23 protein-coding genes are annotated in these 23,055 nt (G+C 47.0%); 14 read left to right on the top strand and 9 right to left on the bottom strand.

The annotated features are described in order from the left end of the window. Nucleotides 1-25 precede the first annotated feature (25 nt). From BLA28_RS01075 to BLA28_RS01025, 11 genes are all read left to right on the top strand, one after another. Complete coding sequence (locus BLA28_RS01075; protein ID WP_069155702.1) at nt 26-1,381, top strand: GH1 family beta-glucosidase; 1,356 nt, start codon at nt 26-28, stop codon at nt 1,379-1,381. A 36-nt stretch (nt 1,382-1,417) separates the two neighbouring features. Continuing rightward, nucleotides 1,418-1,588, top strand: a complete 171-nt coding sequence (locus BLA28_RS33630; RefSeq protein WP_009254392.1) for a hypothetical protein — start codon at nt 1,418-1,420, stop codon at nt 1,586-1,588. 38 nt (nt 1,589-1,626) lie between these two features. After that, nucleotides 1,627-2,424: a DeoR/GlpR family DNA-binding transcription regulator gene (locus BLA28_RS01070; protein ID WP_071698864.1), complete on the top strand. Its 798-nt coding sequence runs from the start codon at nt 1,627-1,629 to the stop codon at nt 2,422-2,424. A 43-nt stretch (nt 2,425-2,467) separates the two neighbouring features. Continuing rightward, nucleotides 2,468-3,169 carry a deoxyribose-phosphate aldolase gene (deoC, locus tag BLA28_RS01065; RefSeq protein WP_069156553.1) on the top strand — a complete coding sequence of 234 codons (702 nt, stop codon included), beginning with the start codon at nt 2,468-2,470 and terminating at the stop codon, nt 3,167-3,169. Nucleotides 3,170-3,336: 167 nt separating this feature from the next. After that, nucleotides 3,337-3,993 (top strand): ThuA domain-containing protein, encoded by a 657-nt coding sequence (locus tag BLA28_RS01060; protein WP_069155701.1) that lies wholly within the window; start codon nt 3,337-3,339, stop codon nt 3,991-3,993. A 14-nt stretch (nt 3,994-4,007) separates the two neighbouring features. Continuing rightward, nucleotides 4,008-4,703, top strand: a complete 696-nt coding sequence (locus tag BLA28_RS01055) for an SDR family NAD(P)-dependent oxidoreductase (protein ID WP_242880546.1) — start codon at nt 4,008-4,010, stop codon at nt 4,701-4,703. A gap of 93 nt (nt 4,704-4,796) precedes the next feature. Then, nucleotides 4,797-5,414 (top strand): hypothetical protein, encoded by a 618-nt coding sequence (locus BLA28_RS01050; protein ID WP_069155699.1) that lies wholly within the window; start codon nt 4,797-4,799, stop codon nt 5,412-5,414. A 547-nt stretch (nt 5,415-5,961) separates the two neighbouring features. Continuing rightward, nucleotides 5,962-6,942: a GDSL-type esterase/lipase family protein gene (locus BLA28_RS01040; RefSeq protein ID WP_069155697.1), complete on the top strand. Its 981-nt coding sequence runs from the start codon at nt 5,962-5,964 to the stop codon at nt 6,940-6,942. 33 nt (nt 6,943-6,975) lie between these two features. Continuing rightward, a complete protein-coding gene (locus tag BLA28_RS01035) occupies nt 6,976-7,554 on the top strand; it encodes a DUF4358 domain-containing protein (RefSeq protein WP_069155696.1) in 579 nt (192 codons plus the stop codon). Nucleotides 7,555-7,571: 17 nt separating this feature from the next. Continuing rightward, complete coding sequence (locus BLA28_RS01030; RefSeq protein ID WP_069155695.1) at nt 7,572-8,987, top strand: MBOAT family O-acyltransferase; 1,416 nt, start codon at nt 7,572-7,574, stop codon at nt 8,985-8,987. A 23-nt stretch (nt 8,988-9,010) separates the two neighbouring features. Further along, nucleotides 9,011-10,135: a DHHW family protein gene (locus BLA28_RS01025; protein WP_242880545.1), complete on the top strand. Its 1,125-nt coding sequence runs from the start codon at nt 9,011-9,013 to the stop codon at nt 10,133-10,135. Between the two features lie 137 nt (nt 10,136-10,272). Here BLA28_RS01025 and BLA28_RS01020 read toward each other — a convergent pair whose 3' ends face one another. The 8 genes from BLA28_RS01020 to BLA28_RS00980 form a co-directional block, all read right to left on the bottom strand. Continuing rightward, on the bottom strand, nt 10,273-11,106 hold the full coding sequence (locus BLA28_RS01020; protein WP_069155693.1) for a hypothetical protein: 834 nt from the start codon (nt 11,104-11,106) through the stop codon (nt 10,273-10,275). Between the two features lie 435 nt (nt 11,107-11,541). After that, entirely contained in the window at nt 11,542-11,949 is a 408-nt protein-coding gene (locus tag BLA28_RS01010) for a toxin-antitoxin system HicB family antitoxin (RefSeq protein ID WP_050018713.1), read from the bottom strand. A 1-nt stretch (nt 11,950) separates the two neighbouring features. Further along, complete coding sequence (locus BLA28_RS01005) at nt 11,951-12,199, bottom strand: hypothetical protein (RefSeq protein WP_009254378.1); 249 nt, start codon at nt 12,197-12,199, stop codon at nt 11,951-11,953. A gap of 556 nt (nt 12,200-12,755) precedes the next feature. Further along, the gene (locus tag BLA28_RS01000) at nt 12,756-13,682 is read right to left on the bottom strand and encodes a carbohydrate ABC transporter permease (RefSeq protein WP_081329789.1); all 927 of its coding nucleotides are present in this window, start codon (nt 13,680-13,682) and stop codon (nt 12,756-12,758) included. 11 nt (nt 13,683-13,693) lie between these two features. Beyond that, the gene (locus tag BLA28_RS00995; protein WP_069155692.1) at nt 13,694-14,650 is read right to left on the bottom strand and encodes an ABC transporter permease; all 957 of its coding nucleotides are present in this window, start codon (nt 14,648-14,650) and stop codon (nt 13,694-13,696) included. Nucleotides 14,651-14,703: 53 nt separating this feature from the next. Then, nucleotides 14,704-16,191, bottom strand: coding sequence for an extracellular solute-binding protein (locus tag BLA28_RS00990; RefSeq protein WP_207650787.1), 1,488 nt, complete (start codon nt 16,189-16,191; stop codon nt 14,704-14,706). Between the two features lie 44 nt (nt 16,192-16,235). Next, complete coding sequence (locus tag BLA28_RS33945; protein ID WP_069155691.1) at nt 16,236-16,460, bottom strand: hypothetical protein; 225 nt, start codon at nt 16,458-16,460, stop codon at nt 16,236-16,238. Between the two features lie 40 nt (nt 16,461-16,500). Continuing rightward, nucleotides 16,501-17,523 carry an ArsR/SmtB family transcription factor gene (locus BLA28_RS00980; RefSeq protein WP_069155690.1) on the bottom strand — a complete coding sequence of 341 codons (1,023 nt, stop codon included), beginning with the start codon at nt 17,521-17,523 and terminating at the stop codon, nt 16,501-16,503. Nucleotides 17,524-17,987: 464 nt separating this feature from the next. On the opposite strand from BLA28_RS00980, the gene BLA28_RS00975 reads away from it, so the two are divergent. Both BLA28_RS00975 and BLA28_RS00970 read left to right on the top strand, forming a co-directional pair. Next, the gene (locus tag BLA28_RS00975; protein ID WP_242880544.1) at nt 17,988-19,505 is read left to right on the top strand and encodes a glycoside hydrolase family 43 protein; all 1,518 of its coding nucleotides are present in this window, start codon (nt 17,988-17,990) and stop codon (nt 19,503-19,505) included. Between the two features lie 13 nt (nt 19,506-19,518). Next, nucleotides 19,519-21,330 (top strand): glycoside hydrolase family 2 protein, encoded by a 1,812-nt coding sequence (locus tag BLA28_RS00970; RefSeq protein ID WP_069155688.1) that lies wholly within the window; start codon nt 19,519-19,521, stop codon nt 21,328-21,330. Between the two features lie 189 nt (nt 21,331-21,519). On the opposite strand, the gene BLA28_RS00965 is transcribed toward BLA28_RS00970, so the two are convergent. Beyond that, nucleotides 21,520-21,912, bottom strand: coding sequence for a hypothetical protein (locus BLA28_RS00965; RefSeq protein ID WP_069155687.1), 393 nt, complete (start codon nt 21,910-21,912; stop codon nt 21,520-21,522). A 480-nt stretch (nt 21,913-22,392) separates the two neighbouring features. Between BLA28_RS00965 and BLA28_RS00960 the strand changes: the two genes are divergently transcribed. Continuing rightward, nucleotides 22,393-22,992: a TetR/AcrR family transcriptional regulator gene (locus BLA28_RS00960; RefSeq protein ID WP_169897190.1), complete on the top strand. Its 600-nt coding sequence runs from the start codon at nt 22,393-22,395 to the stop codon at nt 22,990-22,992. Nucleotides 22,993-23,055 lie beyond the last annotated feature (63 nt).

Below are 23,055 nucleotides of genomic sequence, written 5' to 3'. Positions count from 1 at the left end.
ATTATAGGGAAGGGGTGTAGAGATTATGATATTTAAAAAAGATTTTGCCTGGGGAGCGGCAACCGCGTCTTATCAGAATGAAGGCGGTATGAATGCTGATGGAAAAGGATTATCGATTTGGGATGTATTCACCCATGAAAAGGGGCGGGTAGCGGACGGAACCAACGGGGATGTAGCCTGTGATCAATATCATCGGATAGAAGAGGATATTGATATTATGAAAGAGCTTTCGATGAATGCATATCGGTTTTCCCTGTCCTGGCCAAGAATTATGCCTGAAGGAAACGGACAAGTAAATGAAAAGGGTCTGGATTTTTATGACAGGATGGTAGACAGCCTTTTGGAACGGGGGATTACTCCTTATATCACTTTGTTTCACTGGGATTTACCCTATGAGCTTTATCTTAAAGGAGGATGGCTGAATCCCGATATGCCGGAATGGTTTGCGGAATATACCTTGGCAGTGATGAACCGGCTTTCCGACAGGGTGGATCATTGGATTACACAGAATGAACCTCAGTGCTATATAGGCAGCGGAATGGCATCGGGCATTCATGCACCGGGACTGAAAATGAACAAAAAGGATTGTCTGCAGGCAGCGCATAATTCTCTTCTTGCCCATGGCCGCAGTATACAGGCAATCAGAGCGGAGGCCAGGAAAACCCCGGTTATCGGCTATGCGCCAGCCGCCTGGTGGCTATGGTCTCCCGTCAGTGATGATCCGGCGGATATTGAAGCATGCAGAAAACAGACCTTCTGTGCAGATGAGGACCAGGTGGGAGGCAGCGCATGGTGGATGGATCCGGTTTTTCTGGGAAAGTATCCGGAAAGTGCTGTAAAGATAGTGGAAGAATATATGCCCCGGATTGGGCAGGGAGATATGAAGCTGATATCTCAGCCGGTTGATTTTCTGGGGATTAATGTATATCAGACTTATCTGGGAAAGGCGGCGGAAGATGGCAGCTGTATCACGGTGGACCATAAACCCGGATATGATAAAACGGCATATCCCTGGCCGATAACCCCGCAGGCTCTTTATTGGGGACCTAAATTTTTCTCTGAACGTTATCACACGCAGATTATTGTTACGGAAAATGGTTTATCTAATACGGACTGGATTCATTTGGACGGGAAGGTACATGATCCGCAGAGAATTGATTTTACACATAAATATCTGAAGCAGCTTAAAAGGGCGGCGGAGGAAGGAATTGATATCGGGGGTTATTTTCATTGGACTCTGACGGATAATTTTGAGTGGGCTACAGGATATGGAAATCGATTTGGTCTTGTGTATGTGGATTTTGAGACGAACAGGCGGATTATTAAGGACTCGGGATACTGGTATAAGAGTGTGATTGAGTCTAACGGAGAAATTATTTAAGAAAATAAAAAGAGGCAGGGATTTTATAGGAAATAAATGGAAAATGGTATCCTGATTGATAAAAAATATGCTATAATCTGTTATTACAAGGAATGTGAAATGAAGCAGATATTAATATGCCGATGGCAGGCGCAGGAACTTGAATGGGTAGAACTGGAAAAGCGCAGCAGCTCGAATGTGAAGCGGGATGCTTTCGGAAGAAAATGACGGATTTCGCTGAAAATTAAGAACTGGGAGGATAACGCATGGGCGGCAGCACAGAACAGGGAATGTTTGCTGAAGAAAGAAAAAGCAGGATTATAGAATTTATCAATAAAAATGAAAAGGCTACAGTGACACAGCTATGTGATAAATTTGATGTGTCGAGAGCCACAATACGCAATGATCTGAATGAACTGGATGAAAAGGGGCTTATTAAGCGCACCCATGGAGGGGCGATATCCACTCAGTCTGTTAATTATGAAATGAATTTTGTGGACAGGGAAATTTTGTTTCAGGGTGAGAAAGAGGCGGTGGCAAGACAAGCTCTGCAGTATATCAGAGAAGGCGATTGTATTGGATTGGATGCAGGAACCACCACTTATGAACTGGTAAAACTGCTTACGGAGTTTTCAAGGCTTACTATTGTTACTTATGATTTAAATATAGCGGCTTTTTTGGATTCCAATACAGAACATGCCGTGTTTTTGGCTGGAGGAGAAATCAGAAAGCATTTTCATTACCTGACAGGAGAAGCAGCTCTGAGAACTTTACAGGATCTGTATCTGGATGTTCTCTTTTTGGCAGGAAACGGCGTAGATGCTGTAAAGGGGCTGACAACTCCGAATCTGGATACCGCCAGGATTAAAAAATGTCTGATTGCTAATTCCAGGCATAAGGTGCTGTTGGCGGATCATAGTAAGATTAATAACGTATCATTTACTAAATACGCTGATGTATCTGAAATAGATGTCTTTATAACAGATACAGGGGCAGACAAAAAGAGCCTGAAGGCCATAGAAGAAAAGGATGTGGAAGTTGTAACGGTAGAAGCCGGGAACTGAACAGAAGATGGCCGGATGGAGTTATGGAGAGGAAAGAACCGGAATGAACAGTAAGACAATAACCCGGGAACAGCTGTGCGGGATGTTTGACCATACCTGTTTAAAGCCTTTTGCGGATCATCAGATGCTTGAGGAGCTTTGCCGTCAGGCGAAGGATGGCAGGTTTGCTATGGTAGCAATTAATTCCGCACCGGTTTCGTTCTGCAGTAAACTGCTGAAAGGAACGGGAGTTCATGTGGGAGCGGCTATCTCATTTCCGCTGGGCCAGACTACAATAGAAACCAAGGTATTTGAAACCCAAAAAGCCATAGAAGATGGTGCGGATGAGATTGATTATGTGATAAATATAGGCGAATTGAAAAATGGAAATTATTCTTATATCAAAAAGGAAATGGAAAGTATTGTTAAGGTCTGCCGGGATGGAAATGTGTTATGTAAGGTAATTTTTGAAAATTGCTATCTTACCCGGGAAGAAATAAAGAAGACCGCAGAGATAGCAAAAGAAGCAGGCCCTGATTTTATAAAAACCAGCACTGGCTTCGGAACATCGGGTGCAGATGCATCGGATGTACGCCTGATGAAGGAAACGGTTGGTGATCATGTGAAAGTTAAGGCTGCCGGCGGGATCCGTTCCTGGGAGGTATGCAGACAAATGATAGATGCAGGTGCAGAACGGATTGGAACGAGCAGCAGTCTTGAGATTTTAAAGGAGTTTGATATGGAAAGGGCTTCTGCGGATAACTAGTGCACCTGTATATATCCTTTAAGAGGAATGATTCCGAGATGCCGGAAAATATGATATGAAGAACGGAACCGGCCGGGAAGGCCGGTTCTTTTTATCCAAAAGAAAACAGTTGATTTTACGTTAAAAAAAGTTATACTGGAAGTAAATAATAAAAGGGAGGTTACAGAATGAAAATACTGGTATTATGCGATGACAAATGGCATCCCGCGGAAGTGGTGGAAAAAGGGATGGCTTTCTTGACGGAGGAAGGCTTTGAGCTGGATTTTGTGAAGGATGCCAAGGACATTCTCACGCCTGAAATGCTCAGACGGTATCCGCTGATAGTGAACGCGAAAGGGAATGTGCTGAACTGCGGAAACGATGCGCCGTGGTTTGATAATGGAGTGACGGAGGTAGGCCCGAAGGAACTCAAAAGCTATGTGGAGCAGGGCGGCGGATTCCTTTCCATTCATTCGGGAAACAGCTTTACCGCGGATGAATGCAGGGAATACACGGAATTTGTAGGGAACAGCTTTGTGACCCATCCGGCCAGATGTGAAGTGAAGGTGCATGTGGAGAGAGAACACCCGGTTACGGAAGGTGTTTCGGATTTTACCATACGTGACGAGCATTATCAGCTGGATCATCTGGCAGAAGATATCCTGCCTTTACTCACCACCCGGTCGGAAACGGGAGGAAATCAGATGGGCGGATATGTTCGTATGGTGGGAAAGGGAAGGCTTTGTGTTCTTGCACCCGGACATATTTTATCCGTATGGGAAAACCCTGAATTCAGAAAGCTTATAAGAAATGCTATTCGCTGGTGCACGGACGGCCAGGCATGAAGGAGGGGGACAATGTGGAACAGGTATTTATAACCGGGGCGGACAGAGGCGTGGGCTTTGCCCTGTGCGAACAGTTTGCCATGCATGGCTATCAGGTACTGGCAGGTCAGTATATGCCCGGATGGAAAGCCCTGGAAGGCCTCAGGGAGAAATATCCGGACCAGGTCACCTGTATCGCCCTTGATGTGGGAAACACGGAATCCGTAAAAGACGCTGTGCGCAGGACTGCCGACATATGCGGCAAAGTAGATATCCTGGTAAACTGTGCCGGAATCATCAGGGACGATACCCGGGAAGGCTTCCGCTCCACCCTGAACACCAATACAGTGGGAACCCTGCGGGTAACAGAGCTTTTTCTCCCTCTTATGGAAACCGGAAAAAAGCGACTCTGCTTTTTCTCATCAGAAGCCGGAAGCATGTCTATGCTCCACAGGACAGGAGACGGAGACAGCTCCTACTGTACCTCCAAGGCAGCCCTTAACATGTGCGTCCGCCTGCTGTTCAATGAACTGCAGCCCAAAGGATACACCTTCCGCCTCTACCACCCCGGATGGGTCCGTTCCTATATGGCAGGAGACGAAAAGGCAGTCCGCGGACGCTATGAGCCCGAAGAAAGCGCGCAGGCGGCATACCGCCAGTTTACATCCTCCCGAGGCTATGAGGATGCCCTCATCATGACAGATATCAAAGGCGAACTATGGCCTTTTTAAGAAAACCCGGAGGAAATATAAGATTTTCCCCCCGGAATTTACATGCCGCTTTCATCTTTTCTACAATAAAGTGTGCGGATCGGAGTAAAAGAAATGAAAACAGCCTTAATATATAATGCGGATAAACCTGCCGCAGCACAGACCGCGTCCTTCTTATCAGAAAAAGGCTACCACATCATCAGGAAGAACGCGTCAGACATGAGAGAAGACGACTGGAAAGAGTTGGAAAAACAGCCCCTTGACCTTTTAATCCTGACTCCGGATACAGACTACCCGGAAAATGACGGTCCTGCAGGCACCATAAGGGATTACGACAAACTGGCCGCATTTACAGCAGACCGGATTTATCAAATCCATGAATGCATGCGGCGCTCCATCCCCATGCTGGAGAAAGGTAAAGAAAAGAGAATCGTTATTCTCACCAACCCCTGTTCCAGCATCAACTGGTGCCAAGACACAACAAATTACGCCGCCCACATGATCCTGACAGGAATAAACATGCAGGCCAAGCTCCTCTTCAACCGCCTCCGCCCCCAAGGCTTCACCATGCGCTGCTACGCCGCCAGTGAAGAAAGTCCCCAATCGGAAGGCATTACACCAGGAGACTATACAATCCTGAAATTCTGCTACGAAGCCGATGAACCCGCCGTCCACTCCGACGAAAACCGCCTGGTAATGCGTGACCGTTTTTTTCGCGAAATACCATGGTAGCCAACACTGGTTGGTTACAAACAACACAACCTTCAGAAAAAACAAAGAGCCGGCGACTTGACCGGTCCACAATTTCCTCCGGGCCCTCCTGCTTCTCCCTGCCGCTCCCCGGTCTTTGCCGGCGGAATCTCTGTGCCCTCAGGACCATCTCAAAAAAAGGGTGCAGTTTCTTACCGTTTTATTCCCGCAATTCACTGCCGCCCTTAGCGGCGCTGTCTGACGACCGAAGGGAGGAGTTATAGCCGCGATGGCAGTGAATTGCGGGAATAAAATGGTTAGAAACTGCCCCTTTTTTTGTCTGGCCCTGAGGACACAGAGTTACCGCCGGCAAAGACCGGGGAGCGGCAGGGAGAAGCAGGAGAGCCCGGAGGAAATTGTGGACCCAGCCAAGTCACCGGCTCTTTGTTTTTTCGCCCTTTTACGACACAAAATTACAAAATGATGCAAAAATGATGCAATTTTGATGGGGATTTGATGCATCTTACATGTAGACTTTAAAAGAACAGAAGGAACACAAAAGCATACGCAGCAGATAAGGGTGAAAATAATGAAAAAAGGAGCAAGAAGAATAGGAAAAGGCTGGAAATATAGGGTGACTGCCTTAGCGGCGGTTATTTTTATTGTGGGGAGCAGTTTGACCACAGTATACGCTGCAGAGAGACGGACGCTGGAAAGTACGGTGGAAAAGAAGCCCAGAATTATGGAACTGGAACGGGAAAGGAAGCCGGAGCTTGTTAAAAGTATGTGGAAGGATATGGCGCTGGCGGAAGAGATGAAGGCCGTGGAGATGGGATCCGGAGAAATGTCGTCGGGAGCTGAAGCCGCCGAAAATGCGGAACCGGAGCTTACGGAAGAAGAAAAGAAGGCTGAAGCAGAGGTGGACGCCTATTTTGATAATGCTGTCTTTGTCGGGGATTCCATCATGCTGGGATTTCGGAATTATGCCATGAAAAGACAGGATACTTTTTTGAGCAGGCCTCAGTTTCTGGCGGCCGGAAGTTTTTCAGTAAATAATGCCCTGTGGCCTGTGGATGATAAAAGTGTCCATCCGGTTTACCGGGGGGAGCAGCATCAAATATGGGAATCCATCGCCATGATGGGAAGCAAACGGGTTTTTCTGATGCTGGGTATGAATGATCTGAATATCAACGGAGTGGAAGGAACCTGTAAAAAATATGAAGAATTGGTCGATAAGATCAAAGAGACGGATCCGGATGCAGAAATAAATATCATGAGCATGACCTATATCCTTCACGGGAAGGAGGTCGGCATGCTGCAGAATGATATCATCCGGCAATATAATCAGGAACTGGAAAAGCTGGCAGATGAAAAAGGATGGGGCTTTGTGGATATTTCCCAGCCTCTGGCAGATGAAAACGGGGATTTGGCGGTGGAATACTGCAGCGATGATTTTGCCCACCAGAGACCGGAGGCCTATGATGTATGGGTGTCTGTACTCCGGGATTATGCAAGGCGTCAGCTGGATGAACATATGGAAGTTACCGGAAATTTCGCAGAAGAAGGATAAAGAGCACGAGTGCAGGAAAGGAGTCGGATTTACATGAGGAAAAAGGCAGGTTGGAGAGGTATGTTTGCCTGTTTGGCAATTACGGCATTCGTGCTGGGAGGCTGCGGAAAGGCTGCAGGGGAAACGGAAACGCAGGCGGTTTCCATGAAAGAGGATCAGCCGGGGGCTGACGAGGCGGCGCAGGAAGCCGGAAACGAAGGCGGGGCAGAGGAATCCAAAGCGGAAGAAGCCAAATCTGTGCAGGATATTTATGAGGAGATCACGCAGAAGGTGGAGCTGTGCTCGCCGGTAACCATGACGGACAGCTTTATCAGCAATTATTATGGGATTGATCCGGATAAGCTGGAAGAATATGTGTTTTCCATGTCTGAGGATGCCACGAGCGCGGAAACCATTATCATTATGAAGGTCAGGAACGAAGCGGACACGGAGGAAATCAGTGCGGCGCTGGAGACTGTGAGAGATGAAAAAAGCGGGGAAATGAAGGATTATCTTCCGGCCCAGTTTGAAATCGTGGATAAGAGCAGTGTAAAAACAGAAGGCAGCTATGTGTATCTGGTGATTTCCGAGCGTGCGGATGAAATCATCAGAGTCATCAGAGTGGGAATTTAGGAAGGGCGGATAAGGATATGGTTTTCAGCAGTATCCCATTTTTGTTTTTCTTCCTGCCGTTTTGCCTGATACTGTATTATGCGGTCCCTTATTCCTGGAAAAACGGGGTGCTGCTCGTATTCAGTCTTATTTTTTATGCATGGGGAGAACCGGTCTATATATTGCTTATGCTGTTTGCCTCAGGAGTGGATTTCTGTAATGGCAGGCTCATGACCCGGTTTGGAACGACGCAGGGCAGGCGCCGTTTTTTTCTGTGCTGTTCTGTGGTGATAAACCTTTCTGTGCTGGCATTTTTTAAATATGCGGACTTCCTGATTATGACGTTTAACAGCATATTCCGCACCTCGTTTGCCCCTCTTGGGCTGGGGCTTCCTGTGGGGATCAGTTTTTTTACCTTTCAGACAATGAGCTACAGCATTGATCTTTACAGAAGGAAGGTGCCGGTGGAAAAGAATTATTTCACTTACCTTACTTATGTATCCATGTTTCCTCAGCTGGTGGCGGGGCCTATTGTCCGTTTTGCCACGGTAAATGAGGAGCTGCACAGCAGGAAGATAAAAAAGGAAGAGGCGGAAAAGGGAATCCTGCGGTTCATGCAGGGGCTTTTCAAGAAGGTGCTTATCGCCAATCAGGTCGGTGCCATGTGGGAAGAAATCCGTCTGCTTCCTGCTGTCCAGGTTTCGGCCGCAACGGCCTGGCTCGGGGCGGCGGCCTTTACTCTGCAGCTGTATTTTGATTTCAGCGCCTACAGCGATATGGCCATTGGTATGGGATGGATGCTGGGCTTTCATTTTCCTGAAAATTTCCGTTATCCTCTTTCTTCCGTGTCGGTCACGGATTTCTGGCGGCGCTGGCATATATCCCTGTCCACCTGGTTCCGGGATTACGTATATATACCGCTGGGAGGAAACCGGAAGGGTGTGGCCAGGCATCTGCGGAATATGCTGATTGTCTGGTTCCTTACGGGTCTGTGGCATGGGGCAGCATGGAATTTTGTCCTATGGGGATTGTATTACGGACTTCTGCTCGCGTTGGAAAAATATGTGTGGGGCAGATGGCTGGAAAGGCTGCCGGCGATTGTGCAGCATGCTTATACGCTGCTGATTGTGGTGTTTGGCTTTGTTATTTTCGTGTTTGATGATATGGGGGCTTTAGGGCTTTACCTGCGATCCATGGCGGCCTGCGCAGGGAATTCCTGGTGGGGAGAGGAATTCCTGTGGCATATATCCAATTATGGGGCGGTCCTGTTTGCTGCCGTGCTGCTGGCATTTCCGGTATATCCATGGATGAAACGGAAAATGAGCAGTTTGGGAAGCGTGGGCGGGGCGGCATTGCGGGCCGTGTCGCTGGCAGGATATGTCCTCCTGTTTTTGCTGACTACGGCATTTCTGGTAAATGATACCTATAATCCGTTTTTGTATTTCAGATTCTGAAGACTGGCAGGGAAGAGATAAGAATGGAAAAAAGACTTGAAAGGCTGACGGCGCTGATTCTGGCTGGTCTGGTGCTGATGCTGTCGGCAGGCTTTTTTATTGGTGAAAAAAAGGATTTTTCTGAAAATGAAAACCGCTATCTGGCGTCGTTTCCTCATTTCTTGCTGGAAAGAGTGGTGAGCGGGGCGTATATGGAGGACTGGAATTCATGGCTGGCGGATCATTTCCCTTTCCGGGATTTTTTTGTGGGTGCGAAAACGGAGACGGAAACTGCGCTGGGAAAGAAGGAAATCAATGGAGTTTTTATTGCGGAGGACGGCTATCTGATAGAAGAGTACCGGGAACCTGCCAATACGGAACGGATTGCCGGGACTCTGCGTAAATTTGCCGGAGAATTGGGGGAAGGGCAGCCGGAGCCTAAACTCATGCTGGTACCAACCGCTTTTTATGTGTACCGGGAAAAGCTGCCGGAGCATGCGCCCTGGAGAGACCAGATGGAAACGGCGCAGGCACTGTATACGGCTTCCGGGATGGAGGCAATAGACTGCAGCCGCGCGCTGCTCACCTGCGGAGAGGAAAAGTTGTATTACAGGACGGATCATCACTGGACTACGTTAGGAGCGTACCAGGGGTACCGGGTTTTCTGTGAAAAAATGGGACTGGAACCGGTCCCTCTGGAAAAACTGATTCCGCAGGTGGTGACTGAAGATTTTAAGGGCACTCTTTATTCCAAATCCGGCGATTATAGCCATCCCGGAGAGGGGATTACCATTTACACGAATCCTGCGGATCGCCTGACAGTGGAATATAAGGATACGGGGGAGATAACGGACACCCTTTATAATATGGAATATGCGCAGAAGAAGGATAAGTACTCCCTGTTCCTGAATAACCTCCATCCTCTGGTGGAGATTACCAACGAAACGGCAGAAACGGACAGAGAGCTTGTCCTGATAAAGGACAGCTATGCCAATTCCATGGTACCCTTCCTTGTCCGGCATTTTAAGAAAATCTACGTGTTTGACACCCGATATTATAAAGACGGGCCTTCCGCATTTATCGCTGCACATCCGGGCATAACGGATGTGGTGCTTCTTTATAACATGAATACGCTGGATACGGATACCGGGATTCGGGGGATATATTGATAGAAAGAGATTGTAAAAAGACTCTCGGGAAAAGAAAAACGGGGCCGTCAGACCAATTTGATAACGTTGGTCTGAGGCTCCGTTGAAGTTTTAAAATGAATTCAGTAAGGGCTGCCCTGCAAATCTGTACGGGACTCTTATAATTCTTCTTTTATTTCCTCCGCCTTATCGGCTGCGGCATCTGCCATATCTTCCGCCGCGTCTTCCACAGCGTCCTTAACATCCTCCGCTTTTTCGGCGGCGCTGTCAGCAGCGTCCTTAACATCCTCTGCAGCCTCATGAACTGTTTGTGCGGCAGCGTCGGCGGCCTTACCGGTCATATCTTCCGCTGCGCCCATGGTGGCGTTTATTTTTTCTCCTACCTTGCTGACTGCCTTTTCTGTTGCTTCCTTTACCTTGTTGAGGGCGGATTCCATTTGCTCATCCACATTGGCATATTCATTGCTGTTTTTTATACGTTCCACGGTATCATTGATCTTGGTGGTGACATTTTCAAATTCTTCGGAATTCTTGATCTTGGTAACCGCTTCGTCCACTTTGGAAGAAAGGGTTTCATATTCTTCAGAAGATTTAATCTTCTGTACGGTATCCTCCACTTTTTCGGACACATCATTGAAAAGGGCGTCAGCCTTTTCCTTTGCTTTTTTCAAATCAAGGGATACATAAGAACGGCCGTTTCCCTGTTTGTCGGAAGTATGTTCCTCTGAGGAGTGCATATCCAATCCTTTTGCGTGAGCCTGTGCTTCATCGTGTTCATCATCAGCAGCAGAGGAAATACTGTCGGAATAATCGTCATTCAGATCTTCATCATCGAATATGTCGAATTCATCAAAATCCTCTCCGCCGCCTGTTTTTTCTCTGTCTGTTGAATTCTCTCTGTTTTTGAGGTAGTAATAAGTACCGGCAGCAGCGGCACCGACAACTGCAGCAGCGGCGAGTAATCTTCCCAATCCATTTGACTTTTTGGCCATTGTTCTAAACCCCTTTCTTAAGGCTGTTGTTATAAAACGGACCGGATGCACCGGGCCTGCAATTCAGCGGCTGAACCCGCTTAGTGTTATTTTAATACTATTTTGCGGAATTGAAAAGAAAATATGTATTAAAAATGTATTAATTTGGAAATATTTTTATGCGTAAGGAATTGCGTATTTATCAGATAGGCGCGTGTTGATCAATATCTACTTTGGAACAGGGAAGTATTTTATTATTCCAGTGATAGCATGGGGAGAATTATAGGTTCTATTCCGGCGGCGCTCATCGTGGTGGAAATACCAGCGCGTATATGCGGGTAGATCATCAGGGTGGCCTGCTCTGCCATATCTGATGAGTCGATTTCTGAAGAGCTTCTGTTAAAATTTACTTCGATCATATATTTTATAAAAAAAGTTTTATCAGTTACTTCTTTTTCACTTTCCAGGTAAATGGAGGCTGCCTTCTGATTCAAATAATTCCCGCTGTAATTGGATTTTATTCTTGTTGAGTGCATTATAATACACAATAGCATCATTTATATATTGATTCAGGCTTATATTGAGTGCTTTCGCATTATTACTGGCTTCCTCATGTGTAAAAGGTGAAAAACGGAGAGAAACCTTGCCGCTGTATGCATATTGGGAATGTACTGTGGGGGCGGGGACGGGGATGCCGCAAACAGTTGCGGTATCTATCCATTCTTCCTCGTTTATTTCAAGTTCTTTTATGGCATCTTCTGCAGTATCACCCTGCCCGAGGCAACCTTTGAGAATTTTACTCCTGGCAACCCAAAAAAGATGATCTTCTACCTGCATTTGATATACTTCGAATTCGTATTTCATTCTATGACCTCCCGACAGAATCAAACAAAACTTTTAGTTCCTTAATATAAGCTTCTTTTACATACTTTCCATGAACAGGTATGGGAATAACAGTTCCAGATGCTTTGTGGACAACTTTTTTACTGTGATTTCCACCAGTGATAATCTGACAGCCGAAATATTCTGCCAATACTTCTATGTCAGAAAAAGTAATATCATTGGGAATGGGCTTTTTATAGAATTTTTGCAATCTTTTTTCTATTGTGCTCATTTTACTCCTTTATTACAAAATGGTATCATATATAATACTACAAGTCAATGTGAACGGGGAAGGACAGAAGCGATAAGCCAATGTTTTCCTTTTTACTGTGTCAGAAGGGGCGATAAAAAAGATAGAAGGTGTATGGTAGGATGTAGAAATTAAGTTTCATACATGGAAATAATTTTGATTTTCGGCCGTTAGAAAAATTATCGGATAATCGAAGAATAGAGTTCCTTCAATAAAAGAAGTAAGCAAGATGTTAGAAAAATTTTATAAAGACATTATACCCGTTATAACGAAAACTTTCAACTAATTTTTCCGTGGGATGTTCTTTTGCGGGACATTAGATATCGGAGTCCGACGAATGATTCGCTCCATCTTCTCATGCTGTTCCAGGCACAGGCGTAGAAGGGGGTTAACGGCGATTGAGGGGAAATAGGGTCTTTATGAAAAGTGAATTTTCCTGTGGCTCATCTGGAAGGGTACAAAACGGACAGGCACCTAAATGATGATTTGGTACACCTGTCCGCTTTGTATTCCATGTGGCAATAATTAAAAATAGCAGTTATCCCTTGATAGATCCCACAAAAACACCTTTTACAAAATACTTCTGCAGGAAAGGATAGATGCATAAAATCGGCGCGGTAACGATTACCGTGACGCAGTATTTCACCAGTTCCCGGTAGGCTGTCGCACCCTGCACGCTGTTTATGGACACGCCGCCCGCGCTGCCCACAGAGGACATGGTGGAGTCGTTCATGACCAGAATTTCCTTCAGCAGAAGCTGCAGAGGATAAAGAGCGCGATCCTTCAGCAATACCATGGCGTTGAACCAGGAATTCCAGTTGCCGACAAGGTAATACAGGAAAATGACGGCAAGCACTGGTTTGGACAGCGGCAGAATGACTTTTGTCAGGATTTTTACCTGAGAAGCGCCGTCAATGACCGCGGCTTCTTCCAGCTCGTAAGGAAGTGACTGGAAGCCGGTGCGCAGGATGATCATATTCCAGGTGTTAAGCGCTGTGGGCAGCACCATTGCCAACAGGTTATTGTAAAGTCCGATCTGCTTCATCAGCAGAAACCAGGGGATCAGGCCTCCGCCGAAAAACATGGTGATGGTAATGATGATCATGATGGCGTTTTTGAGCATCAGATCCCGGCGGGACAGGGTATATGCGCCCATTATGGTCAGCGCCATGTTGAGAAAGGTCCCAATCCCTACGTAAAGAAACGTATTTTTAAACCCGATCAAAATGCTGTTATCCTGAAAGACGAGCCTGTAGCCGCTCAGAGTGAATCCAAGTGGCTTCAGTAATACGCCCTGGTGGGCGATCAGTTTCGTCGGATCGCTCACCGAAGCGAATAATACATGCAGCATCGGATAAAGGCACAGGAGCGTCAGGAAGGTCAGCAGCACATAGTTGAAGATTGAGAAAGATATATTGGAAGGTGACCATTTCCCGATCTTACTTTTTTGTTTTGTTTCTTTCATGTCGGCGCCTCCTAAAAAATACTGATTTCCGAATACTTTTTGGATATCTTATTGGTAATCCATAAAAGCAGGAAATTGACGACGGAACTGATCAGGCCGACAGCCGTTGCGAAGCTGTAGCTTGCTTCCTGCAGGCCGCGGCGGTATACATAGGATGCGATGACATCTGCTGTATCATAGGTTAAAGGATTATACAGCAGAATGATTTTTTCATGTCCGGAAGCCATAAGGCCTCCGACTGCAAAAATGAACAGAATAATGATGGTGGGACGGATCTGCGGCAGTGTTACATGCCACATTTTGCGCAGCCTGCCCGCCCCGTCAATTTCCGCCGCCTCATACAGCCCCGGATCAATGGAACTCATTGCGGACAGATATATGATGGAATCCCAGCCGATATTCTGCCAGATGCCGGAAAAGGTGTATATGGGCCGGAACATGTTGGAATACCCAAGGAGGGATGCGTGCTCCGTGCCGGTGATCATGTTCACAAGCTGTGTCAGGATACCGCCTGACTGGGTAAAAATATGAATCATACCGCAGATGACGATGAGGGAAATAAAGTGGGGCATATAGGTGATTGTCTGGACGACCTTTTTAAACTTCATGGACTTGACTTCGTTGAGCAGCAACGCCAGAAGGATCGGCGAGGTGAAGCCGAAAGCCAGTCCCCATACGTTCAGCATCAGGGTATTTTTAATCGTCCTGAAAAAATAGGGACCGGAAAGGAAATTCTGGAAGTGCTTCAGCCCCACCCATTTGCTGCCTGCAAAGCCCAGAAGGGGCTTGTAGTCCTTGAAGGACAGCAGGATACCCCACATGGGCGCATAGCAGAAAACGAGATACCAGAGCAGGACGGGCACAATGAGCAAATAGGCAAAGGAATTCTTTTTCAGGTCTTTCTTCAGGGCGGCCCGGAAACTGACCGGGCCGCTGGAAACAGAGGATTTTTTTTGAAATGCTTTCATGTTGGACTCCTATCCGTGGTGGTGAAGGGATTATACGTATCGGAACGCTGGGATTATCTCGCGTTATAACGATCCAGAGCCGCCTGCCATAAGCCGACGAATTCGTCCAGTCCCTGTGCCTTTGCTTTCTGTAGGAATTCGTCATACGCGTCTACAGGAAGCTGCCCCATGATGATTTTGGAAAAATATTCATTTCTCATGGTTGACAGAACTGTGCCCAGTTCACCTTCGCGCGCGGATTCATCAGGAGTGAGGGTTACCGGCGGCATGGTGACGGAGGAATCCATGGTTTCCGTCCAGTATTTCCTGATATCGCCGGAATAGCTGCCTTCTGCTGTGATCAGCGGATTGGAATTATGTTCATCACGGATGTTTGCAAAATCATGAATGCGGTATTTCCAGATCAGGTTGCTGATGGGCTGCCCGTCGGGATCGTTGTACATCAGTCCGTCCGGTATGTAGTAAGGGAGACCGTTTTCATCGATCAGGTGAACATCCCCATAGGAACCATAGTTATAAATTTCCCACCCCTTTTTGGTGAAGGCAAAATCCAGGAACGCACAGGCGGCTTCCACATTTTCACATTGGGTGGTGATTGCTGCGATGGAACCGGTTTGTTTAAAGTTGCGGTATGTCTGTCTGGAAGGCTCGCCTTTTGTCAGGACGGGATTTAATGCGGCGACAAAATCAATGTCATTATCTTCCTTCCAGTAGCCCCACATGGTATCGGGGGAATCCATCATAACGGCACAGTCACCGGAAACCGCTTCGGCCATTCTCTGGTTGAAGTCAGCCGTCGCCCAGTCAGTGTTGATCAGCCCTTCTTTATACCAGTTCTGCATAGTGGTCAGATATTCCTTCGCTTTTTCCTGGCCGGGACCCCAGGCAGCTTTGCCGTTGTCATCCACAAACATCCAGTCCCAGACCCCATAGGCGCCGTTTATGATGCCGGTGAAAATCTGGCCGTAGTTGGAGCCATAATTTAACGGCTGGGAGTAACCGGCTTCCTTGCAGGCAACAAGAAAATCATGCAGCTCATCAACTGTTTCGGGAACGGGAAGTCCGGTCTTATCCAGAGCCTCCTGCTTGATCAGGAGACCGAACCAGCACCATTCATTATAGGGGGCCAGGCCATAAACGCCTCCGACAATACCTTCATCGGTGATCGTTGTTTTACGGCGTTCCTCATCGGAATTTCTCCATGCGGAATAATTTGGCATATATTCATCCACGATATCGGTCAGGTCGAGATAAGCGCCCTCATTGACCCCGGCGGCGATGCCTCCGGTATAGCGCTTCGCATCTATGATGATATCGGGCAGATCGCCGCTGGCGATCATCAGATTAAAATCAGTGGTTTCTTCCCCGAGTGTAGGGACGATGAAATTGAGCTTGATGCCCGTTAATTCCTGTAACTGCTTGAATACACGCTGGTTATTCAGGTCGGGGCATACGGATGACAGGATAGAATTGCTGGGCATCCAGACGTCCAGCGTAACATCCTCTTTGTAGGGATATGCAGAATAATCGTTGGGGATCACCGTGTCGAAGACGTCCCCCAGATAGGTGTCATTGAGAGTTGTGTTTACTTTGTCGATCTCTTCCTCATCCGGCGTTTTATTGCCGCGCAGTGAGGTAAGATCCTCCTGGGAATTTGAGGGGGGGGGGTAGAAACAGTTTGGGATTCTCCCTGTGCTTCCCCGGACTGCTCCGCGGAATCGCCTGTGCCTGCAGAATTTCCTGCACAGCCTGCAAGACCGGTCGCGGCCATGGCCAGAACCAATAATAAACTGACGAGTTTCTTTTTCATTTAATGTCCTCCTTCATTTGATAGGACCTGACATCTGATGTCATTGGTCGGATTGTCCGGCGCTGCTGCTGCCCGGAGCGCCATCGGGCTGTAAATCATCTGGTTCCTTCTTCTGTGAATCGCCGTTGGCAGCTTTTACCTTCATGACCAGGGCCTGTGCATAATCACCGAATTTTTCTCCGAAGAGATTCATGCCGCCTGCATGAACGGCGTCCGGTTTGACACCGAGCCTGAAGCTTATATAGCTGCCTTCGTTCAGACAGAGAGCGGAAAGCGTTAGATCCGAACATTTGATATCATCCTCAAAGCAGCCCAGCGGATTGATCCTGATGGTTTTATAAATCCCATATTGTGTCATGGTATCACCCCACCATTCCGGATTCAGCCGTCCCCTTCTTCCGCCGAAATCACCGGGGGATAAAATGGTGGCGATTTCTCTTCCATTGATCCATACCGTAATATCGGATGGCCAGTCGTTCTGATAACCGGGAGCCTCAGAACATACTTCAAAGGAAAAGGAAACTTCCTTTAACCGGCAGTTTTTTAACAGATAGGTGGGGAACCTGTATTCCACAAAGCCTGTGTTAAACCAGAGAAGCTGCGCTTCATTGCGGTTATGACAGTAGAAGCTGGAAGGGGAATCCTCCACGCCCAGGTAGCCCTTTTCACTTATGATGCCGCAGTTGCCGGATACCTCAAAATCAAAGTAATTGCCGATAGGCATGATTTGCCGGAATTCCTTGCTGTCGCTGTGATCCATCTTATGCTGAAAGGCATTGAGGTAAATGTCCTCGAAGGTAATGCCGCAGACCTTTTGAGCGCCCCTCACACCGGGTTTCTCGCTGACGGATATCATACCCGCTTCTTCCAATACCTTTACATGCAGGGCGGCAGAGGACTGAGGAAGGCCGAAAGCCGCTGCAATTTCACTGATGTTTGCAGATTTTTCGATCAAAAGCTTCAGTATTTCCAGCCTTACTTCAGAAGAAAGGGCTTTACCAACCAGCGCGGTCTGCTCCAGATTATTTAAGTCAAGAGAGATCCGCTTCTTGTTTGTCTTCAAATGATACCTCCTTTTCGGATTATCCAAACGGCCCTGAAGCCGCATGTTGGATTTTGTTTTGCTGACAATAATTATGTATTTTTGCGCTTTTCTCAATTTGAGGATAGCACTGTTCCGGTGAACCGTCAATTGTTTAAAACATAATAATTGTTTGTTTGAATTTTGTGGAAATTGAATAAAAATAAAAATTTTTATATGTAATAAGCATAGTTATAAAATGAACAAGGAAAATATAAACAAAAATATCATTCATTATTGGACAATTATAACATATATTTTTGCTGGAATATTTGGTATTTTAAAATTGGAATTTCAAACAGCAAATTTGATTTTCTATTTATAACAATAATTATGTTATTAAATGCATTTTCTCCAGTTTGAACTGTAACAATTGTGCCGGATAATCCGGCATATGTCTTTACCGTTATAAAGGTGCGTACAGAAGTACGCGGATGGGATTGAAAATGAAAATTGGATGGAAGCGGCCGGCTGTTGCACTGGGCGCTGCGGCCGTGTGTATTCTTCTGGCAGGAATGCTGCTGGTTATATTGAGTGAGAAAGGAAAGACCGAAATGGAAATGGGAATTTATTTTAAGAAGGAAACGGGAAATGCATTTTTTACAAATGATCTTGGCATTACGGATATCGGGGATCCGTTTGTTCTGAAAACGGAGACGGATGGCTACTACATGTACTGTACTTCGGCCCCCAATGGTTTTTACTGTTGGAAATCGGAGGATCTGGTGAACTGGTCCGGCAAAGAGATGTGTTATGTAAGGCAGCCTGATTCCTGGTGTGTGGATTGCTTCTGGGCGCCGGAGGTGGTGTTTTATGAAGGAAAATATTATATGTTTTATACGGCAAAGAATCAGCAGGACAGCCTGAGAATCGGACTGGCAGTGTCGGAGAAACCGGGCGGGCCATTTGTGGATGTGAAGAATGAGCCACTTTTTGACTTCGGCTATGCGGCGATTGACGCTAATGTACTCATTGATGCGGACGGAAAGAAATATCTGTATTATTCAAGGGACTGTTCGGAGAACGTAGTTGACGGTCTGAAGAAAAGTGAAATTTACGGCGTGCCTTTAAGCGACGATCTGCTGTCAGTGCAGGGCGAAGCGGTGAAACTTCTGACTCCCCAGCAGAAATGGGAAAAGGAATCCGGTGATACACAATGGAATGAAGGACCGGAAATGATTACCCATGAGGGAAAATATTATCTGACCTATTCGGCCAATTTCTTTGCCAGTCCGTCATATTCACTGGGGTATGCGGTGTCTGACAGCCCTCTCGGGCCGTTTGTCAAGGCAGAGGAAAATCCCCTGCTTACGTCCGGAATAAGAAAAGACGTGTCGGGCACAGGACATCACAGCTTCACACTGTCGCCGGACGGTACCCAGCTGTGGGCAGTTTATCATTCCCATACGAACCCGCAGGCGCCCAGCGGAAACAGAAAGGTGAATATCGACCGGGCCGGCTTCACGGCCGACGGAAAGCTCTATATCAACGGTCCGGTGACGGCCATGCAGCCTGTACCTTCAGGAGCGGCAGCCGTGGATATCACCAATCGTTTCACCGCAATGGCGAATGGGGAAAAAGCGGCTCTTCTTGTTGACGGCTTTTTCTCCATATACAAAAAGCATGCCGATATGGATATGAAGCTGGAAGCGGAGAACGGCGGGACGGTAAAGGTAACACTGGAAGCGGATGAAGAACTGCCGGTTTACGCAGCGGCGATTTATCCGGGGCAGGGAGGAATGAAGGATATTTACAGCGTGAGTCTGTGCGTGGATGACAGGATTTGTTCAGAAGAATACATAGTGGGAGAAGAAGCGGTTTCCCCCTTACTTTTATCGTTTGAACCGGTGCAGGCCCAAAAAATCGATTTTGTGTTTACGATGAGGGAAGGCGCGGACAGTCTGAAGCTTTCGGAAATCACAATATTGCAGCCTGCAGAGTCACAGAATAGATTGGGAAAATGAAAGGAAGAAACATATGAAAAGAAAGGAATATCCGAGACCGCAGTTTGTCCGCAGGGAATGGCAGTGCTTAAACGGAAGCTGGGAGTTCGCATTTGATGATGAAAACCGGGCGCAGGCAGATCACTGGGAGCTTGATTCCTTCCGGCCGGAGGGACGCATTGAAGTGCCCTTCTGCTTTGAAAGCAAACTGAGCGGGATCGGCGATACCTCTATCCATGACCATGTGTTTTACAAAAGAAATTTCACTGTGCCGGAGGAATGGAAGGGCAGAAGGGTTCTGCTGCATTTTGAGGCGGTCGATTACTCCTGCCGCGTTTTTGTGAATGAAAAGCTATGTACAGAGCATACAGGCGGCAATGCCGGTTTCTGCGCGGATATCACAGATTACCTGCGGGACGGGGAACAGACTCTTGCCGTGGCGGTTTATGATCCGGCGCAGGATGAAACGATCCCCCGGGGAAAACAGTTCTGGCAGGAGGAAAGCGCCGATATCTGGTATACGCGTACCACAGGTATCTGGCAGAGTGTATGGATGGAGCCTGTGGAGCAGACCCATATCACCCGTGTGAAATTTACTCCTGATGTGGACCATGACATGGTGATTTTGGAAGCCGAATTTTCCGGCTGCCCTTCGGATATGTATCTGGAAGCGGAGATCTACTTCGGCGGGGAACAGATCTGCTGTGACCGTTATCTGGTAAACAATAAAGCTGTATTCAGGAGGGCCATCCATCTTTCCAAAGATCACATTTTTTACGGCATGGCGCACGGAATGCGCCGCTGCTGGACACCTGAGAACCCTGTTCTCTATGATGTTAACCTGCGCCTGTTTGCCGGAGGAGAGCTTACCGACAGCGTGGACAGCTATTTCGGCATGCGTAAGATCCACGTGAAGGACGGGATTACCTATCTGAACAATAATCCATACTATTTCAAGCTCGTGCTGGATCAGGGGTATTGGCGCGACGGAATACTGACTGCCCCCTCGGATGAGGATTTTGTCAGGGACATCAGCCTGATGAAGGAAATGGGATTCAATGGCTGCCGGAAGCATCAGAAGGCGGAGGATGCCCGTTTCCTGTATCATGCGGATAAAATGGGCTTTCTTGTATGGGGCGAAATGGCTTCCGCGTGCCTCTACACGGACACCGGAGTGGAACGCTATGCAAAGGAATGGTTTGAAATCATAAAAAGGGATTATAACCATCCATGCATCGTGGCCTGGGTGCCGTTTAACGAAAGCTGGGGCGTACCCAATATTGATGTCGACAGACGGCAGCAGGATCAGACCATGGGAATGTACTATCTGATAAAAAGCCTTGATCCAACCCGGCTTGTGGTCAATAACGACGGATGGGAAATGACAAAAAGCGATATTTGCGCAATCCATAACTATGCCCACGGTTCCACGGCAGAACCCGAAAAACAGGACTTTTTCCGAAGAACCATGCAGGAAGAGGAGCTTCTTTTATCACCCACACACGCGGGAAGAAGCGTATATGCCCAGGGATACGCATATGGAGGCGAGCCGATTCTCATCACGGAATGCGGCGGAATCAACTTTAACTCAGAAGAAAAAGACAGCTGGGGCTATACAAGTGCAAACAGCGAAGCAGATTTTCTGCAGCAATACGAACATGTGATACACACCATTTTAGAATCCGACCTGATTTACGGATTCTGTTATACCCAGCTTTCCGATGTGGAACAGGAAACAAACGGCCTTCTGACCTATGACCGCGTTCCCAAATGCCCACCGGAAAAAATAAAGAAAATCAATGATTCCTACAGACACAATATTGCCATGGAAACTGCCCGTTCATAATCCCATTTGCTGTACCTGAAGAAAGCAGCACAACCTGGATTGAATGCATGACCTGTCCGTAACAATAATAATTTAGTAAGAAAAACCCCCTGCCGGAATATAACCGGACAGGGGGACTGCCTTATGCTCCTGAAAACAGCATAACACATCATCTTATTAATCAACAGCCATCATCTGCCCGAAACAACATCATAAAAGCTGCTGCAATGTTACAAAGATTGTATAAAAACCACCTATTAACCCTAAAACAGTAAGAACAGCAAAGAATATCAATATATTTTTAATTGTATGAATATCACTGCAAAGAGCCAGAAACGCGCTGTCCTTATCCGGCATTACGCCCATCCCTGCTCCTTCCTTCCCATCCACTTTTTCTTTTTCCGCCTCGTTTTCCTCTCCCCGCTTTATACTTTGATAATAATCCGATCTATCTGACTGCAAAACAGCAGAAGCAGCCCTCATAGCCGTTTCAGTATACCCATTCTCCGGTTTAATAATTTCAGAAAGCTCTTCATCAGACTTTTTACTATATTGCTCAAACAAACGATTAAACTCCGCATTTGATCTATCTGCCTGTGACATACGACACCCTCCCTTTTTTATTTACTAACATTTTATCACAACACCAATAATATCCACAATTATTTTCAAACAACTATTCATTATCACGATCCCCCAGGTTGCTATTCCCAGTCCTTTTATGCCGCTGCCTTATTTGTACCGCGTGCCCGGCCTGGTGCCTTTCCCTTTCTGCGGGCGGCGGGGCTGTAAGGATTCCTGTAAGGACCGTCATAAGCACGCCGGTCCTTAGGCTGTGTCCTTTACAGCCTTAGTACCGCTGCGTGCTTATCCGAGCGAAAGCGTGTCCTGCAAGGAACCTTACAGCCCCGCCGCCCGCAGAGAGGGAAAGGCACCAGGCCGGGCACGCGGCACAAATAAGGCAGCCGGCATAAAAGGACTGGGAATAGCAACCGTCAGCTAAAAACCGTCAAGCTTGAAGGCTTTTAACCGATGTGCTATGATAAACAGGTAACACGCGGCACCCATATAGGAGACAGCTCCATGAATGATAAATTTTTTGATCTGAAGAAGGACAAGCAGGACAGGATTATTAATGCGGCGCTTCAGGTTTTTGCATTAAACGGTTACCGTCATGCCAGTACGGATGATATTGTGAAACTTGCTTCTATCAGTAAAGGGCTTCTGTTCCATTATTTTGAAAGCAAGCTGGGACTTTATGTTTTTTTGTACGAATACAGCAGCAGGTTTATGCTGTTAGAGTTCTCAAGGGAAATCAAGGAGACGGACAATGATTTGTTTCTGCTGATGAAGAAAATGGAAACCGGCCGTATGCGGGTATTGAAAATGTATCCTTATATGAGACGCTTTCTTGATATGGCCGAAAAGGAAGAGTGGCAGGCTGCGGTGGATGCCGTGGCGGAGGCGCACAAAAATTATGAGGATAAGATAAGAAATTATCTCGGCCAGGCGGATTACAGTGCGCTGTCACCCAAGGCAAGCAGAGAAAAAGTAATAAAATGTGTGGAGTATACGCTGAAGGGACTGACGGAGGATTTCAGCAGCCGGGTGGATTTTAAGCCGGAAAATCTGGAAACGGAAATCGACAGTTATCTGCAGATGTTTGCAGCTGTGTTCCAGTAAAGACAAATACATAGTTTAAAATGAAGGGCCGCTGCCTGACGGCCGGAGAGATCCGGTCTGAAA

It is taken from the genome of Eisenbergiella tayi (assembly GCF_001881565.1).
GTDB lineage: Bacteria > Bacillota > Clostridia > Lachnospirales > Lachnospiraceae > Eisenbergiella > Eisenbergiella tayi.
Note: the sequence above shows the minus strand (reverse complement) of the source record. Positions and strands in the feature narration are given on the sequence as shown.